Source organism: Vibrio sp. D3, from assembly GCF_043995865.1.
Taxonomy (GTDB): domain Bacteria; phylum Pseudomonadota; class Gammaproteobacteria; order Enterobacterales; family Vibrionaceae; genus Vibrio; species Vibrio diabolicus.
Map to the genome: position 1 here is coordinate 2,720,135 of NZ_CP171887.1, position 15,231 is coordinate 2,735,365.

The 15,231-nt window shown below is 45.8% G+C and carries 8 protein-coding genes, 14 tRNA genes and 3 rRNA genes; 16 read left to right on the top strand and 9 right to left on the bottom strand.

What is annotated here, in order from left to right:
* Positions 1-27 precede the first annotated feature (27 nt).
* The 3 genes from glsB to trmB all read right to left on the bottom strand — a co-directional run bounded on the left by glsB (position 28) and on the right by trmB (position 2,812).
* Positions 28-948 carry a glutaminase B gene (gene glsB, locus ACHFJ9_RS20540; RefSeq protein WP_005393987.1) on the bottom strand — a complete coding sequence of 307 codons (921 nt, stop codon included), beginning with the start codon at positions 946-948 and terminating at the stop codon, positions 28-30.
* Positions 949-1,046: 98 nt separating this feature from the next.
* Positions 1,047-2,075: a TRM11 family methyltransferase gene (locus tag ACHFJ9_RS20545; protein WP_150919473.1), complete on the bottom strand. Its 1,029-nt coding sequence runs from the start codon at positions 2,073-2,075 to the stop codon at positions 1,047-1,049.
* Between the two features lie 17 nt (positions 2,076-2,092).
* Entirely contained in the window at positions 2,093-2,812 is a 720-nt protein-coding gene (gene trmB, locus ACHFJ9_RS20550; protein ID WP_395356150.1) for a tRNA (guanosine(46)-N7)-methyltransferase TrmB, read from the bottom strand.
* 203 nt (positions 2,813-3,015) lie between these two features.
* Between trmB and mutY the strand changes: the two genes are divergently transcribed.
* The 16 genes from mutY to ACHFJ9_RS20630 all read left to right on the top strand — a co-directional run bounded on the left by mutY (position 3,016) and on the right by ACHFJ9_RS20630 (position 9,153).
* Entirely contained in the window at positions 3,016-4,092 is a 1,077-nt protein-coding gene (gene mutY, locus ACHFJ9_RS20555; protein ID WP_114323654.1) for an A/G-specific adenine glycosylase, read from the top strand.
* Between the two features lie 19 nt (positions 4,093-4,111).
* Positions 4,112-4,384 carry an oxidative damage protection protein gene (locus ACHFJ9_RS20560; protein WP_005381002.1) on the top strand — a complete coding sequence of 91 codons (273 nt, stop codon included), beginning with the start codon at positions 4,112-4,114 and terminating at the stop codon, positions 4,382-4,384.
* 78 nt (positions 4,385-4,462) lie between these two features.
* Positions 4,463-5,602, top strand: coding sequence for a membrane-bound lytic murein transglycosylase MltC (gene mltC / locus ACHFJ9_RS20565; protein ID WP_005393998.1), 1,140 nt, complete (start codon positions 4,463-4,465; stop codon positions 5,600-5,602).
* Positions 5,603-5,702: 100 nt separating this feature from the next.
* Positions 5,703-5,778: transfer RNA gene (locus tag ACHFJ9_RS20570), tRNA-Phe, on the top strand.
* Between the two features lie 66 nt (positions 5,779-5,844).
* Positions 5,845-5,920, top strand: a tRNA-Thr gene (locus ACHFJ9_RS20575).
* A 7-nt stretch (positions 5,921-5,927) separates the two neighbouring features.
* Positions 5,928-6,003, top strand: a tRNA-Phe gene (locus ACHFJ9_RS20580).
* Between the two features lie 54 nt (positions 6,004-6,057).
* Positions 6,058-6,133: transfer RNA gene (locus ACHFJ9_RS20585), tRNA-Asn, on the top strand.
* 70 nt (positions 6,134-6,203) lie between these two features.
* Positions 6,204-6,279 (top strand) — tRNA-Thr (locus tag ACHFJ9_RS20590).
* A 7-nt stretch (positions 6,280-6,286) separates the two neighbouring features.
* A tRNA-Phe gene (locus tag ACHFJ9_RS20595) sits at positions 6,287-6,362 on the top strand.
* A gap of 38 nt (positions 6,363-6,400) precedes the next feature.
* Positions 6,401-6,476 (top strand) — tRNA-Asn (locus tag ACHFJ9_RS20600).
* Between the two features lie 308 nt (positions 6,477-6,784).
* Positions 6,785-8,410: a methyl-accepting chemotaxis protein gene (locus tag ACHFJ9_RS20605; protein WP_046875116.1), complete on the top strand. Its 1,626-nt coding sequence runs from the start codon at positions 6,785-6,787 to the stop codon at positions 8,408-8,410.
* 233 nt (positions 8,411-8,643) lie between these two features.
* Positions 8,644-8,719, top strand: a tRNA-Phe gene (locus ACHFJ9_RS20610).
* 53 nt (positions 8,720-8,772) lie between these two features.
* Positions 8,773-8,848 (top strand) — tRNA-Thr (locus tag ACHFJ9_RS20615).
* 22 nt (positions 8,849-8,870) lie between these two features.
* A tRNA-Asn gene (locus ACHFJ9_RS20620) sits at positions 8,871-8,946 on the top strand.
* 40 nt (positions 8,947-8,986) lie between these two features.
* A tRNA-Thr gene (locus ACHFJ9_RS20625) sits at positions 8,987-9,062 on the top strand.
* A gap of 15 nt (positions 9,063-9,077) precedes the next feature.
* A tRNA-Asn gene (locus ACHFJ9_RS20630) sits at positions 9,078-9,153 on the top strand.
* Positions 9,154-9,437: 284 nt separating this feature from the next.
* Here the strand turns inward: ACHFJ9_RS20630 and ACHFJ9_RS20635 are convergent.
* The 6 genes from ACHFJ9_RS20635 to ACHFJ9_RS20660 form a co-directional block, all read right to left on the bottom strand.
* The gene (locus tag ACHFJ9_RS20635; protein ID WP_258661903.1) at positions 9,438-10,874 is read right to left on the bottom strand and encodes an NAD-dependent succinate-semialdehyde dehydrogenase; all 1,437 of its coding nucleotides are present in this window, start codon (positions 10,872-10,874) and stop codon (positions 9,438-9,440) included.
* A 598-nt stretch (positions 10,875-11,472) separates the two neighbouring features.
* Positions 11,473-11,549, bottom strand: a tRNA-Asp gene (locus tag ACHFJ9_RS20640).
* A gap of 46 nt (positions 11,550-11,595) precedes the next feature.
* A 5S ribosomal RNA gene (gene rrf / locus ACHFJ9_RS20645) occupies positions 11,596-11,712 on the bottom strand.
* A 56-nt stretch (positions 11,713-11,768) separates the two neighbouring features.
* Positions 11,769-11,844, bottom strand: a tRNA-Thr gene (locus tag ACHFJ9_RS20650).
* Between the two features lie 101 nt (positions 11,845-11,945).
* Positions 11,946-12,062: ribosomal RNA gene (gene rrf, locus ACHFJ9_RS20655) — 5S ribosomal RNA — on the bottom strand.
* Positions 12,063-12,155: 93 nt separating this feature from the next.
* Positions 12,156-15,047: ribosomal RNA gene (locus ACHFJ9_RS20660) — 23S ribosomal RNA — on the bottom strand.
* Positions 15,048-15,231 lie beyond the last annotated feature (184 nt).

Consider the following 15,231-nt stretch of genomic DNA (forward strand, 5'->3'; position numbering starts at 1 on the left):
GAGGCTTTTTATATAGAACATTCAACATTAGAAAATCGAACGGCCAATTCGCTCCGATAGCAATTCAAGCGCCTTAGTACCAGCAAGGGAGTTACCTGAAGGGTCAAGCTCTGGAGACCATACTGCAATGGTCATTTCGCCAGGTACTACCGCGATAATGCCACCACCGACACCAGACTTACCAGGCATGCCAACACGATAAGCAAATTCGCCCGCGCCATCATACAGGCCACACGTTGCTAACAGTGCATTAAGTTGTTTGGTTTGCACGGGAGAAACAACGGGCTTACCCGTTTGTACCGATGTGCCCTTATTTGCCAAATAGCTAAACGTTTTAGCCAAGTCGACACAGCTCATCTTCAGTGCACAAGCGTGGAAGTAGTTTTGCAGCACTGGAATTACTTCATTTTCGAAGTTACCAAACGAGCGCATGAGATAAGCAATCGCCGCATTACGATCACCATGCATCATTTCGGATGCCGCGACGACTTTGTCATACACAATATGAGTATCACCAGAAAGCTGACGTACAAATTCCAATAGGCGCTGACGAGGTGCAGATAAGCGAGTTTGCAACAGATCCGCCACAACTATCGCTCCAGCATTAATAAAAGGATTGCGAGGAATACCTTGCTCCATTTCTAGCTGGATTAGCGAATTAAATGCCTGCCCCGAAGGCTCTTTTCCCACTCGAGACCAAATTTCTTCTTGCTTGTACAAGCACATCGCTAACGTCAAGCTCAATGCTTTTGAAATAGATTGGATAGAGAAAGGTTCATCGGCATCGCCCGCCTTAATAACCTCACCTTCGTTGGTGTATACCGCAATACCTAACTTGTTGCTGGGTACTTTTGCCAGAGCAGGAATGTAATCAGCCACTTTGCCTTGGCCGATTAAAGGGCGCACTTCCGCCAAAATATCTGTCAAAATTTCCACTGTCGGTTTCATTCTCTACCTTCTATTTACAAGAGAACTCGTTGAGCTCAGAGGTAAAAAAAGCCAACGTGTCGTTGGCTTTTCCATAGGGTTCGTTCGACTCAAGTCGATTATGGTTTTACTGCCACAATAATATTGCGGTTGATAGATTGATCAACACGGTGAAGATAACCGATGTAAGGCTCTTCTGAAAGTACCTTCCAGCCTTGCTCTTCAAATAATGCCGCGACATCTTTCCATTTCAATGTAAATTCATTGAAAGACAACACCACTGAACCTTGTTTTTTCAATACCACTTTCCATGCAGGCAGAGCCTCGTTTAAAAGCTCTAGTGGGCTGCGGTTCAGTTTGCTGTCCTTGGCATTTTTGCTGCCGTGCTGCACACCATAAGGCAGATCAGACACCATCACATCAACTGAGTTCTTTTTCACGACTTGATCAGCGATACGAGTATCAGCCGAATACAGCTTCATAAACTGAAGATTGCCTTGGTTGTAATCTTCTTTATTTGCTGCAGCTTCAACCACGAAACCATCCGCCACTTTCTTGCCACCCGCAGTGCGCTTTTCTTTGCTCACTTTGTGCTTAAAGCGGCCATTCTTCATGAACTTAACGATAAAGGTCTGGATCTCTTGCACCCACTTGGCATTGATCTCTACCCCCACCACGTTCAAACCATGGATCAAGCCTTCAAACAAGGTTGTACCTTTACCACACATTGGATCCATTAAGGTCAGTTGTTTACTTCCCGTATTGGACGCACTAATGCCGATATTCACCATCAAGCGAGTAAACTGCTCGTTTGTTTTCCCGGTATAACGCAGAATCTGACTCATGCTTTCCGGGAAAGTATTGAACGCTGGCGCTTGAATTGGTCGAAGTAAACCATCTTCGCGCACTTCAAATAGTGCATAGTAAATCGAAGAGGCTGCGATTCTTCGCGTCTGCTCATCGCTTAGAGCTTCCTGACAAGAAAACACCAACGCTGCAGGTAAGCCAACCTCTTTACTACCAATTTCTGTCACATCCACGCCTTGTGAAGCTAAAATTGCTTTTAGCTCTGAACAGGCAATGGTCATTGCGCTATCAAAGTAAATTCGGTTATGACCCGGATTCGCTAATATCGCGTAATGGTACATCCCATGAACTCCTCTAGTTACGCGATACGCTTATATTTGATATCCCACACACCGTGACCAAGACGGTGACCACGAGCTTCAAACTTCGTTAAAGGACGGTCGTCTGGACGAGGAACGAAATCACCATCTTTAGCAATGTTTTCGAAACCTGGCGCTTGGTGCATAACTTCAATCATGTGCTCTGCGTAGTTTTCCCAGTCTGTCGCCATGTGGAAAATACCTTCATTAGGGATCAGCTTCTCACGAACCATTTCAGCAAAACCTAATTGAACGATGCGACGCTTGTGGTGACGTTTCTTGTGCCAAGGGTCTGGGAAGAACAACTGCAGTGTCGATAAGCTGCCGTTTGGAATCATATGCTCAAACACTTCCACTGCATCATGACACATCACACGCAGGTTAGTAACTCCCGCCTCACGCGCATCCGCAAGACAAGCACCAACACCCGGGCTGTGTACTTCGATACCAATGAAGTTCTTCTCTGGTGCATTCTTTGCCATTTCAACCAATGAAGCACCCATACCAAAACCGATCTCAAGCACTACTGGGTTATCGTTGCCAAACACTTCTTTCCAATCGAGAAGTTCAGCTTTGAAGTCAATACCCATCGTTGGCCAGCATTCATTCATCGCGCTCTCTTGACCTTTAGTCAAACGCCCTTCACGGCGCACAAAGCTGCGGATTTTGCGGATCAGCTTTCCGTCTTCGTTGTATTCGTTAGTGGTTACTTCACTCATTGATTTTGCCTGCACATTGATTAATCAAAGCGGGGATTATCCAAAGAATTTACTGAGGTGCAAGTATTTGTTGAGCTCTTGGCCTATGGCAGCCCAAAAGCAATAGCACACCTCTTTATATCCCTACTGTTTATCCGTTGTACTTCTTGCCCATTATGTGGTGCAATTTTGCACCTAACCAATAATAGAATACAGAGCAAGTCGTGACACCTTTCGCCAATGCCATCCTAGAATGGTATGACGCATATGGAAGAAAAGATCTTCCGTGGCAACAAAATAAGACCGCATACAGTGTCTGGTTGTCTGAAATCATGCTTCAGCAAACTCAGGTCACTACGGTTATTCCGTATTACCAACGTTTCTTAGAGCGTTTTCCAACCGTGCTCGATCTTGCCAATGCTGAGCAAGATGAAGTCCTGCACCTTTGGACTGGCTTAGGGTATTACGCCCGAGCCCGTAACCTTCACAAAGCAGCACAAGAGGTCGCCTCTACATACAATGGTGAGTTTCCTCTTGATATAGAGAAAATGAACGCCTTACCGGGGATTGGCCGCTCTACCGCAGCCGCCGTTTTATCGTCTGTGTATAAACAACCACATGCGATTCTTGATGGCAACGTGAAGCGCACCCTATCCCGCTGTTTCGCAGTCGAAGGATGGCCAGGACAAAAAAAGGTTGAAAACCAGCTGTGGGAAATTGCCGAAACGCATACCCCACAAACGGACGTAGATAAGTATAACCAGGCAATGATGGACATGGGCGCGATGGTCTGCACACGCAGCAAACCCAAATGTAGCCTCTGCCCTGTTGCGGATCTGTGTGTGGCAAAACAACAAGGCAATGTGCTCGACTACCCGGGTAAAAAACCGAAAAAAGACAAGCCAATCAAGCAAACTCGTTTTGTAATGCTTCATCACAACACCGAAAATGGTCATGAAGTGTGGTTAGAACAAAGACCACAAACAGGCATTTGGGGTGGCTTATTTTGCTTCCCACAAACCGAACATGTAGATGTAGAAAGCGACATTGAATTGCTACTGGATCAACGTGGCATTCAAGCCAGCAATATCAAGCAGCAGCAAACACTGATTACCTTTCGCCATACCTTTAGCCATTACCACCTCGATATCACGCCAATTTTGATTGATTTATCAAAGCAACCGGACGTGATAATGGAAGGCAACAAAGGTCTTTGGTATAACTTATCTAAACCTGAAGAAGTCGGTTTAGCCGCGCCAGTAAAACTATTGCTGGAAGCGCTACCCCACGAACTTCGTTAATTGAATACAAGGAGTCATTATGAGCCGCACTGTATTTTGTGCTCGACTAAAAAAAGAAGGCGAAGGTCTAGATTTTCAACTTTACCCTGGTGAACTAGGTAAACGCATTTTCGACAACATCTCGAAAGAAGCGTGGGCTCAGTGGCAACACAAACAAACCATGTTGATCAACGAAAAGAAACTCAACATGATGGATCCAGAGCACCGAAAACTGATCGAAACAGAAATGGTAAACTTCCTCTTTGAAGGAAAAGACGTTCATATCGAAGGTTACACACCGCCGAGCGAATAAAGTCGCTTGAGTTAAAACAATGACATCACAACCACTTGTGGTGTCATTTCTCTATTACCTTCAATAGCCCTGATACTTATGAAAAAAATTGTCTTTATTGCTGCCGCACTTTTAATGGCTGGCTGTAGCCGTGAATTCGTCGAAAAGATTTATGACGTCAACTACGAGCCCACAAACCGTTTTGCCAATAACTTAGCTGAGCTACCTGGACAATTTGAAAAAGATACCGCCGCGTTAGATGCCCTGATCAATAGTTTCTCTGGTAATATTCAAAAGCGCTGGGGTAAAAAAGAAATTAAGTACGCAGGCAAAAGTAATTACGTCAAATATATCGATAACTACCTTAGCCGTGCCGAGGTCGACTTTCGCAAAGGCGTGATCACGATTGAAACCGTATCACCGACCGAGCCCCAAAAGCACCTCAAAGAGGCGATTGTCACTACCTTACTCACGCCAGACGATCCAGCTCACGTCGACTTGTTCTCCTCAAAAGGAATCACGTTAGAAGGGCAACCATTTCTGTATAAACAAGTTGTCGATCAAGACAATAAGCCAATTCAGTGGTCTTGGCGGGCAAACCGATTTGCGGAGTATCTCATCGCAAACAAGATCAAGACCAAAGACGTTGATTTCAAGAAAGCGTATTACGTCGAAATCCCCATGGTTGAAGACCATTTTTCAACACGCAGCTACCAATACGCCGATATCGTGCGCCGAGCTTCTAAGAAATACGATATTCCAGAAGATTTGATATACGCCATTATTAAAACCGAGAGCAGCTTCAACCCGTACGCAGTAAGTTGGGCAAATGCGTATGGCTTAATGCAAGTTGTACCTAAAACCGCCGGTCGGGACGTATTCAAGCTCGTGAAAAAGCGCTCAGGCCAACCAAGCCCGGAATATTTGTTTAATCCAGAAAACAACATCGATACCGGTACTGCGTATTTCTACATCTTAAAAAATCGTTATTTAAGAGAAGTCCATCACCCAACCTCTCTCGAGTACAGTATGATTTCCGCTTACAATGGTGGTACTGGAGGTGTTTTAAACACATTCCATCGCAGCGATCGCAAACGCGCAATGCAAGATCTTAATTCGTTGCAACCCAACCAAGTTTATTGGGCACTAACTAAGAAACATCCGAACGCAGAAGCACGTCGTTACCTAGAAAAAGTTACAAATTTCAAAAAGGAATTTAACTCAAAGCAAACTTTGTAGTGACAGTTGAATAAAAAGCGTTCGAACAAGCACTTTTTTGAAATTATTTAAAAAAAGTGGTTGACGCAAAGCGGGAAAATCCGTTTAATAGCGCTCCGTCGCCCGGATAGCTCAGTCGGTAGAGCAGAGGATTGAAAATCCTCGTGTCGGTGGTTCGATTCCGCCTCCGGGCACCACAATTTGATTTGTTGGTGTCTTAACGAAATGTTATAACACGGACAAAAGCACAAAGAATAAAGCGTGCCGACTTAGCTCAGTAGGTAGAGCAACTGACTTGTAATCAGTAGGTCACCAGTTCGATTCCGGTAGTCGGCACCATTCTTTTGCCTCGATAGCTCAGTCGGTAGAGCAGAGGATTGAAAATCCTCGTGTCGGTGGTTCGATTCCGCCTCGAGGCACCATATTTGGTGCGCTTGCTTAATTTAAATCATTGGCAAGACACAAAACAGAATAGTTCCTCCTTAGCTCAGTTGGTAGAGCGACGGACTGTTAATCCGCAGGTCACTGGTTCGAGTCCAGTAGGAGGAGCCAACTTCAAGAATTTCATATGAATGAGATTCTTAAAACGAAGAGTTCATCTCTTCTAAAAAGAATAAAGTGTGCCGACTTAGCTCAGTAGGTAGAGCAACTGACTTGTAATCAGTAGGTCACCAGTTCGATTCCGGTAGTCGGCACCATTCTTTTGCCTCGATAGCTCAGTCGGTAGAGCAGAGGATTGAAAATCCTCGTGTCGGTGGTTCGATTCCGCCTCGAGGCACCATTATTTGGTGTCATTGCTAAACACGATACACGAATAATTCCTCCTTAGCTCAGTTGGTAGAGCGACGGACTGTTAATCCGCAGGTCACTGGTTCGAGTCCAGTAGGAGGAGCCATTTTTAAAAAGCCGCATCTTTTGATGCGGCTTTTTGGCATCTGCCCTACGCTCATTTCATTCCCCCAGTTTCTCTGTTTCTCTGTTTCTCTGTTTCTCTGTTTCTCTGTTTCTCTGTTTCTAGCATCGCAAAATATTAAGCCCAATCTCTAAAAAACACTTATTTTACGCTAAAAATTTAATCCTCATCATAATTTCAATACGCACTAGTATGCGCTCATATTCATCTTCACTAAGATGCCCGAGTTATTACATTTCTTCTTTTAGCTATGCCTTGCATAGTGATGACACTTTATTTGTGAGCCAAATATGAAACTAAAAACTCAAGCCTATTTATTATCTGCGATCATATTGCTAGCACTCCTAGCACTGACCGCAACGGGTTTATGGACACTTCGCGTCGCAAGTAACCTTGATAACAAAGCTCGGGTTACTGAGTTATTCAAAAGTGCGTACAGCATTCTTACCGAAGTAGAAAAAATGGCTATCGAAGGCAAAATGCCAGAGGACGAAGCGAAATCATTAGCCACTCGCCTACTTCGTAATAATATCTACAAAGACAACGAATACGTTTATGTCGCAGATGAGAACATGATTTTTGTTGCAGCTCCGCTTGACCCTCAATTACATGGCACAAGCTTTCACGACTTTCGTGATGGAGATGGCAACAGCGTCGGCCAACTTATCTTAGATGTTTTGGGGCGCAAAACAGGTCAAATCGTCGAATATACTTGGAGTCAAAAGCAGGCCGACGGAAGCATTGAAGAAAAACACTCTATTGCCGAGAAAACACCACATTGGGGCTGGGTTGTAGGTACAGGGATCGGCTTTAATGAGGTGAATGCTCGCTTCTGGGCTACCGCCCAATGGCAGCTTGTACTGTGTTTAGTTATCGCGGGGAGTATTCTCGGTGGTCTGATAATCTCGATTCGCAAGATGCTCAATCTACTTGGTGGAGAGCCAAACGATGTGCGCAAAGCCGTTCAAGCTGTTGCACAAGGCGACATTCAGACCAGTTTTGATGCAGTGGCGCCGAGAGGAAGTATCTATCGTGCGGTGCAAGATATGAGTCAATCACTAGCCACCATGGTGACAAACCTTGAGAAATCCATGCACGCACTGCGCGCTGAGTTATCTGCCGTAGAATCTCGCTCAAATACGATTGCCGATCTCACCGTATCCCAGCAGCAGTCAACAGCAATGATTGCCACTGCGATGACTGAAATGGCATCTTCAGCCAACCATGTTGCCAACTCGGCAAGTGATACAGCAAACAACACAGACGAAGCCGATAAACAAAGTCAGCATACTCAGAAGCTGATTCACAGTACTGTTGAAAACATTCAAGGTTTAGCTTCTCAATTAAATACTGCAAGTAAAGCGGTCGCCGATCTAGATCAGGATGTAAATAGTATAGTGAAAGTGCTCGATGTAATTGGCGATATTGCAGAGCAAACAAACTTACTCGCACTCAATGCAGCCATTGAAGCAGCACGTGCCGGAGAGCAAGGTCGAGGCTTTGCCGTTGTTGCCGACGAGGTGCGTAACCTGGCAGGCCGAACACAAGACAGCACTAAAGAGATTCAGCATATGATCTCCAACCTGCAAGAAGGTTCCCGTAACGCTATTCACACAATGGAAGTGTGTGCAGAAACCAGTGAGGGTACAGTAACAGAGTCTAAGAATGCCTCTGAAGCTCTGCAGCAAATTGTAACGGCGTTAGAATCTATCACCGCAATGAGTCAGCAGATCGCGACCGCAGCAGCCGAACAAACTCAGGTTAGCGATGATATTGCGCTTCGCGTCAATCTTATCGAGGAAAGCGGAAGCCAGCTCAACTCTGTGGTAACGGAGAGTCAATCAAGCACTCAAAGTTTAGCTTCGCTGGCGGATGAGCTAGAAGGTTGGGTAAACAAGTTCTCTGTAAAGCACTAGGTTAAAGTCAATTGTTTAGTATAAAGCACGTTTTCAAGCGTGCTTTTTTTGTTTTTATCCATTTACTCTACTTTCAAGCTCCTATTTCTCCATTAAAGAAAGCTTAGTTGATGGCGGATCTTTATCAAAAATGCATAAAAACAGCCCACTCCGAGCACATTTTCATCAAACGATATTTTATTTTAATTTTATGGTTGACCTAAGAGCCGAAAAACCGTTTAATACACCTCGTCGCCCGGATAGCTCAGTCGGTAGAGCAGAGGATTGAAAATCCTCGTGTCGGTGGTTCGATTCCGCCTCCGGGCACCACAATTTATTAATTGTTGGTGCTTAGCACGAACAATAGTTAAAGAATATAGTGTGCCGACTTAGCTCAGTAGGTAGAGCAACTGACTTGTAATCAGTAGGTCACCAGTTCGATTCCGGTAGTCGGCACCATTTATTCTTTTAAAAAGACAATTCCTCCTTAGCTCAGTTGGTAGAGCGACGGACTGTTAATCCGCAGGTCACTGGTTCGAGTCCAGTAGGAGGAGCCATTTTTCAGTTAGTAAGTCGATTACTTATTAACGAAAATGTGCCGACTTAGCTCAGTAGGTAGAGCAACTGACTTGTAATCAGTAGGTCACCAGTTCGATTCCGGTAGTCGGCACCACTTATTAAAATTTGTTCCTCCTTAGCTCAGTTGGTAGAGCGACGGACTGTTAATCCGCAGGTCACTGGTTCGAGTCCAGTAGGAGGAGCCATATTAGAAAAAGCCGTATCTCTTGATACGGCTTTTTTGCATTGGTTTAAAGTCAAACTCTTTTCTACTCATGTCACTCAGGAAAGAAAATCAGAGTTTAGATCATTACCTTGAAGGCATCGCTTAACTTAGAGTGGAATATCTGCTCACCAACAACTCTGCTTTCTATCGATAGTCCCACCATAAGCAATGTTCACCAATAAATAATAATCATAGTGATTGGCACACATCTCCCAGAACAAAAAAAGCCAGGTAAAACCCAGCTTTTTGCTTAAATCAACCAACTCAGCTTAAACCACCGAGACAAATATACTTTGTCTCCAAATATTCATCGAGCCCTTGTTTCGCACCTTCTCGGCCAACTCCTGACTCTTTCACTCCACCAAACGGGGCCACCTCAGTAGAAATAATCCCCTCATTGACACCAACCATGCCGTATTCCAGACCTTCGCTGAAAGCAACAATACGCTTGAAGTTATTCGTGTAGAAGTAACAAGCCAAACCATACTCTGTGTCATTCGCCATTCCGAGAACTTGTTCATCATTCTCAAAGGTAATAATAGGTAACACAGGCCCGAATAGCTCTTGCTGAACAATCGACATATGTTGCTTGACGCTATCCAAAAGAACGGGCTCCATAAAGCGCCCAGGGCGTCTCTGCGGAGAGTTGGCAATAGAAGCCCCTTCTTGTACAGCTTGATCGATCACCGCCTCTAGGCGATGTTTAGAAGCCATCGTAATAACAGGGCCTAATGTGACACCTTTCTCTAAACCATTACCAAGCTGTAATTTGCTTAACTTCGACAATACTTTTTCAATAAAAACTTGTTTTACACCTTCATGAACATACAGCCGATTGGTACAAACACATGTTTGCCCTGCATTACGAAACTTCGAAGCGACAAGCCCTTCCGCCGCCGCATCTAAATCTGCATCTTCAAAAACAATAAAAGGTGCATTACCACCTAACTCCATCGAAACCGCTTTGACAGAGTCACTGGCTTGTTTCATCAAAATCTTCCCGACTCGCGTAGAGCCCGTAAAAGAAACTTTCTTAATCCTAGGATCAGTACTTAGTACTAGGCCAAACTCAGCTGCCTGCTCTGATACCACCACAGGAAGCAGTTCTTTTGGGATTCCTGCCTGATAAGCTAATTCAACAACAGCAATTGCAGTAAGAGGGGTAAGCTCAGAGGGTTTAATCAGCATACCACAGCCTGCCGCCAGGGCTGGTGCTGCTTTTCTTGTAATCATCGCAATAGGGAAGTTCCACGGCGTAATTGCAGCGCATACCCCTACAGGCTGGCGAATAGCAGACAGACGTCGATCTGTCGTGGGGGCTGGTATAACTTCGCCATAAGCACGTTTGGCTTCTTCTGAAAACCACTCAACAAAAGAGGCGCCATACATCACCTCCCCTTTACTCTCGGTTAATGGTTTTCCCTGCTCTAAGGTAATAATTGTGGCAATGTCTTCTGCATTATCAAGGAGTAATTGATACCACTTTTTCAAGCGACGAGAGCGCTCTTTAGCACTTAACTTTGCCCAGCGAATTTGCTCGGTTTTACACTTACCAATAATGTCATCTAATTCCTCAAGAGCACTGGGCTTTAGTCGAACTAACTCTTGCTCAGTTGCAGGGTTGATGACCACAATTCCCTCTTCGGAAGACCATTGTTTAAATACGGATTTCAAGGTTTCATTTTTTATTTGTTGCATCATCAAACTTACTCCTACGAGAACTCCTCTTAGGTTAATCGTTACTAGCAAGATCAGCAAAGAAAACAAAGTTTTCTAAAAGACATGAATGTTCGAATGACTTTACTCTCTTAACAGTCTAGACGCTCATTCTCTTCCAATGACTAAATCAGACTAGCGGTAACAAACTCCAGCAATCCATTCTCCTAGGGACTATCCAGAACACTAGAACGATGAATATTTGCGAAGTAGCAGTAGAAAACTCTTATTAGAGAGGAGCGTTAACGAAATACGCAGTGGCAAGAATGCAGACTACGAGCTAGCTTATGCGAATTCTCTGGTCTAATGACCGGCATAACCCATCAGTCCCCAGCATTTACTATAGGCTCGAATCTGTAGAGAAATGGGCAAGATTACATTCAACTAGAATTGTGCAACTTGGTTACAGAGAAAGCTGGTCCTACAGATACCAAAAATCTTAGTCTTTCAAGTGAAGCTTAATATAAGTGGCAGCGGTTCCGGGCTACTAACAGGCCTTTCCGCAGGACTCATTCGATTGAAGGGAAAAATATACTCGCATTAACGAAAAAGCCCCAGTCTTTCGACTGAGGCTTAATATAAGTGGCGGAGTGGACGGGACTCGAACCCGCGACCCCCGGCGTGACAGGCCGGTATTCTAACCAACTGAACTACCACTCCGCAGTGGTATCACTCGCTTGTAATCAGCAAGTGTCCAAAATTTAAAGCCTGGCGATGTCCTACTCTCACATGGGGAAGCCCCACACTACCATCGGCGCTATTTCGTTTCACTTCTGAGTTCGGCATGGAAATCAGGTGGGTCCAAAACGCTATGGTCGCCAAGCAAATTCTTTACGTTTTGTTTTAGGCTTTAATTTAAAGTCTAAAACAAACAATAAATGGTGCTGATACCCAGAATCGAACTGGGGACCTCATCCTTACCAAGGATGCGCTCTACCGACTGAGCCATATCAGCACATTATTTGTGTCCGTAAGGACTAAAAAAGCCCGCTTTTACAAACGGGCTCTCTTAACTTTTGTCTTCAACTTTTTAAAAAGGAGAACACTAAATTTAAAGCCTGGCGATGTCCTACTCTCACATGGGGAAGCCCCACACTACCATCGGCGCTATTTCGTTTCACTTCTGAGTTCGGCATGGAAATCAGGTGGGTCCAAAACGCTATGGTCGCCAAGCAAATTCTTTAATTCGGAAAGCTGTTTCTTAATTCTCGTTCTTACACATTCAATGTTCTTTCATTGAGTCCATCAAAACCCCTTGGGTGTTGTATGGTTAAGCCTCACGGGCAATTAGTACAGGTTAGCTCAACGCCTCACAACGCTTACACACCCTGCCTATCAACGTCGTAGTCTACGACAACCCTTTAGGATACTTAAAGTATCAGGGAGAACTCATCTCAAGGCTCGCTTCCCGCTTAGATGCTTTCAGCGGTTATCGATCCCGAACTTAGCTACCGGGCAATGCGTCTGGCGACACAACCCGAACACCAGAGGTTCGTCCACTCCGGTCCTCTCGTACTAGGAGCAGCCCCTTTCAATTCTCCAACGCCCACGGCAGATAGGGACCGAACTGTCTCACGACGTTCTAAACCCAGCTCGCGTACCACTTTAAATGGCGAACAGCCATACCCTTGGGACCGACTTCAGCCCCAGGATGTGATGAGCCGACATCGAGGTGCCAAACACCGCCGTCGATATGAACTCTTGGGCGGTATCAGCCTGTTATCCCCGGAGTACCTTTTATCCGTTGAGCGATGGCCCTTCCATTCAGAACCACCGGATCACTATGACCTGCTTTCGCACCTGCTCGAATTGTCATTCTCGCAGTCAAGCGGGCTTATGCCATTGCACTAACCTCACGATGTCCAACCGTGATTAGCCCACCTTCGTGCTCCTCCGTTACGCTTTGGGAGGAGACCGCCCCAGTCAAACTACCCACCAGGCACTGTCCGCAACCCCGATGAGGGGTCGACGTTAGAACATCAACACTACAAGGGTGGTATTTCAAGGACGGCTCCACGCAATCTAGCGACTGCGCTTCAAAGCCTCCCACCTATCCTACACATGTAGGGTCAATGTTCAGTGCCAAGCTGTAGTAAAGGTTCACGGGGTCTTTCCGTCTAGCCGCGGGTACACTGCATCTTCACAGCGATTTCAATTTCACTGAGTCTCGGGTGGAGACAGCGTGGCCATCATTACGCCATTCGTGCAGGTCGGAACTTACCCGACAAGGAATTTCGCTACCTTAGGACCGTTATAGTTACGGCCGCCGTTTACCGGGGCTTCGATCAAGAGCTTCGACCGAAGTCTAACCCCATCAATTAACCTTCCGGCACCGGGCAGGCGTCACACCGTATACGTCATCTTGCGATTTTGCACAGTGCTGTGTTTTTAATAAACAGTTGCAGCCACCTGGTATCTGCGACTCTCAATAGCTCCATCCGCGAGGGACTTCACCGTCGAGAGCGTACCTTCTCCCGAAGTTACGGTACCATTTTGCCTAGTTCCTTCACCCGAGTTCTCTCAAGCGCCTTGGTATTCTCTACCCGACCACCTGTGTCGGTTTGGGGTACGATTCCTTACAATCTGAAGCTTAGAGGCTTTTCCTGGAAGCATGGCATCAATGACTTCACACCCGTAGGTGCTCGACGTCGTGTCTCAGCCTTAAAGAGAGCCGGATTTACCTAACTCTCAAGCCTACGCACTTGAACCTGGACAACCGTCGCCAGGCCCACCTAGCCTTCTCCGTCCCCCCATCGCAATTGTAAGAAGTACGGGAATATTAACCCGTTTCCCATCGACTACGCCTTTCGGCCTCGCCTTAGGGGTCGACTTACCCTGCCCCGATTAACGTTGGACAGGAACCCTTGGTCTTCCGGCGAGGAGGTTTTTCACCCCCTTTATCGTTACTCATGTCAGCATTCGCACTTCTGATACGTCCAGCATGCGTTACCACACACCTTCAACCGCTTACAGAACGCTCCCCTACCCAATACTCAAAGAGTATTGCCGCAGCTTCGGTTTACTACTTAGCCCCGTTACATCTTCCGCGCAGGCCGACTCGACCAGTGAGCTATTACGCTTTCTTTAAATGATGGCTGCTTCTAAGCCAACATCCTGGCTGTCTGAGCCTTCCCACATCGTTTCCCACTTAGTAGTAATTTGGGACCTTAGCTGGCGGTCTGGGTTGTTTCCCTCTCCACGACGGACGTTAGCACACCCGCCGTGTGTCTCCCGGATAGTACTTACTGGTATTCGGAGTTTGCAAAGGGTTGGTAAGTCGGGATGACCCCCTAGCCTTAACAGTGCTCTACCCCCAGTAGTATTCGTCCGAGGCGCTACCTAAATAGCTTTCGGGGAGAACCAGCTATCTCCAGGTTTGATTGGCCTTTCACCCCTAGCCACAAGTCATCCGCTAATTTTTCAACATTAGTCGGTTCGGTCCTCCAGTTGATGTTACTCAACCTTCAACCTGCCCATGGCTAGATCACCTGGTTTCGGGTCTATATCCAGAGACTGAACGCCCAGTTAAGACTCGGTTTCCCTACGGCTCCCCTAGATGGTTAACCTTGCCACTGAATATAAGTCGCTGACCCATTATACAAAAGGTACGCAGTCACAGGACAAAGCCTGCTCCTACTGCTTGTACGTACACGGTTTCAGGTTCTATTTCACTCCCCTCACAGGGGTTCTTTTCGCCTTTCCCTCACGGTACTGGTTCACTATCGGTCAGTCAGTAGTATTTAGCCTTGGAGGATGGTCCCCCCATATTCAGACAGGATATCACGTGTCCCGCCCTACTCGATTTCACTGAATGTGCGTTGTCAACTACGGGGCTATCACCCTGTATCGCCGGACTTTCCAGACCGTTCGTCTAACGCCTATAAAGCTTAAGGGCTAGTCCAATTTCGCTCGCCGCTACTTTCGGAATCTCGGTTGATTTCTTTTCCTCGAGGTACTTAGATGTTTCAGTTCCCCCGGTTCGCCTCGTTATGCTATGTATTCACATAACGATACTTACTTATGTAAGTGGGTTTCCCCATTCGGAAATCCCAGACTCAAGTGGTTTTTACTACCTAATCTGGGCTTATCGCAAGTTAATACGTCCTTCATCGCCTCTGACTGCCAAGGCATCCACCGTGTACGCTTAGTCACTTAACCATACAACCCGAAGGAGTTTCGAATTGATGTTAAACAACCAAAGTTGTCTCTCATTATTATTTGAATGAGCGAGAGACATTCGATTTTGCCGGACTCAAATTCCAAGAACACTTGAATGTGTTTTTAGTTGTATTCATAAATGAATACTTTGAGAACTTTACAAACAACAATAAATTGTTGTTTT

Coding starts and splice junctions, on each gene's coding strand:
- glsB (WP_005393987.1), bottom strand. CDS start 948: ATGAAACCGACAGTGGAAATTTTGACAGATATTTTGGCGGAAGTGCGC.
- ACHFJ9_RS20560 (WP_005381002.1), top strand. CDS start 4,112: ATGAGCCGCACTGTATTTTGTGCTCGACTAAAAAAAGAAGGCGAAGGT.
- ACHFJ9_RS20545 (WP_150919473.1), bottom strand. CDS start 2,075: ATGTACCATTACGCGATATTAGCGAATCCGGGTCATAACCGAATTTAC.
- ACHFJ9_RS20635 (WP_258661903.1), bottom strand. CDS start 10,874: ATGATGCAACAAATAAAAAATGAAACCTTGAAATCCGTATTTAAACAA.
- ACHFJ9_RS20605 (WP_046875116.1), top strand. CDS start 6,785: ATGAAACTAAAAACTCAAGCCTATTTATTATCTGCGATCATATTGCTA.
- mltC (WP_005393998.1), top strand. CDS start 4,463: ATGAAAAAAATTGTCTTTATTGCTGCCGCACTTTTAATGGCTGGCTGT.
- trmB (WP_395356150.1), bottom strand. CDS start 2,812: ATGAGTGAAGTAACCACTAACGAATACAACGAAGACGGAAAGCTGATC.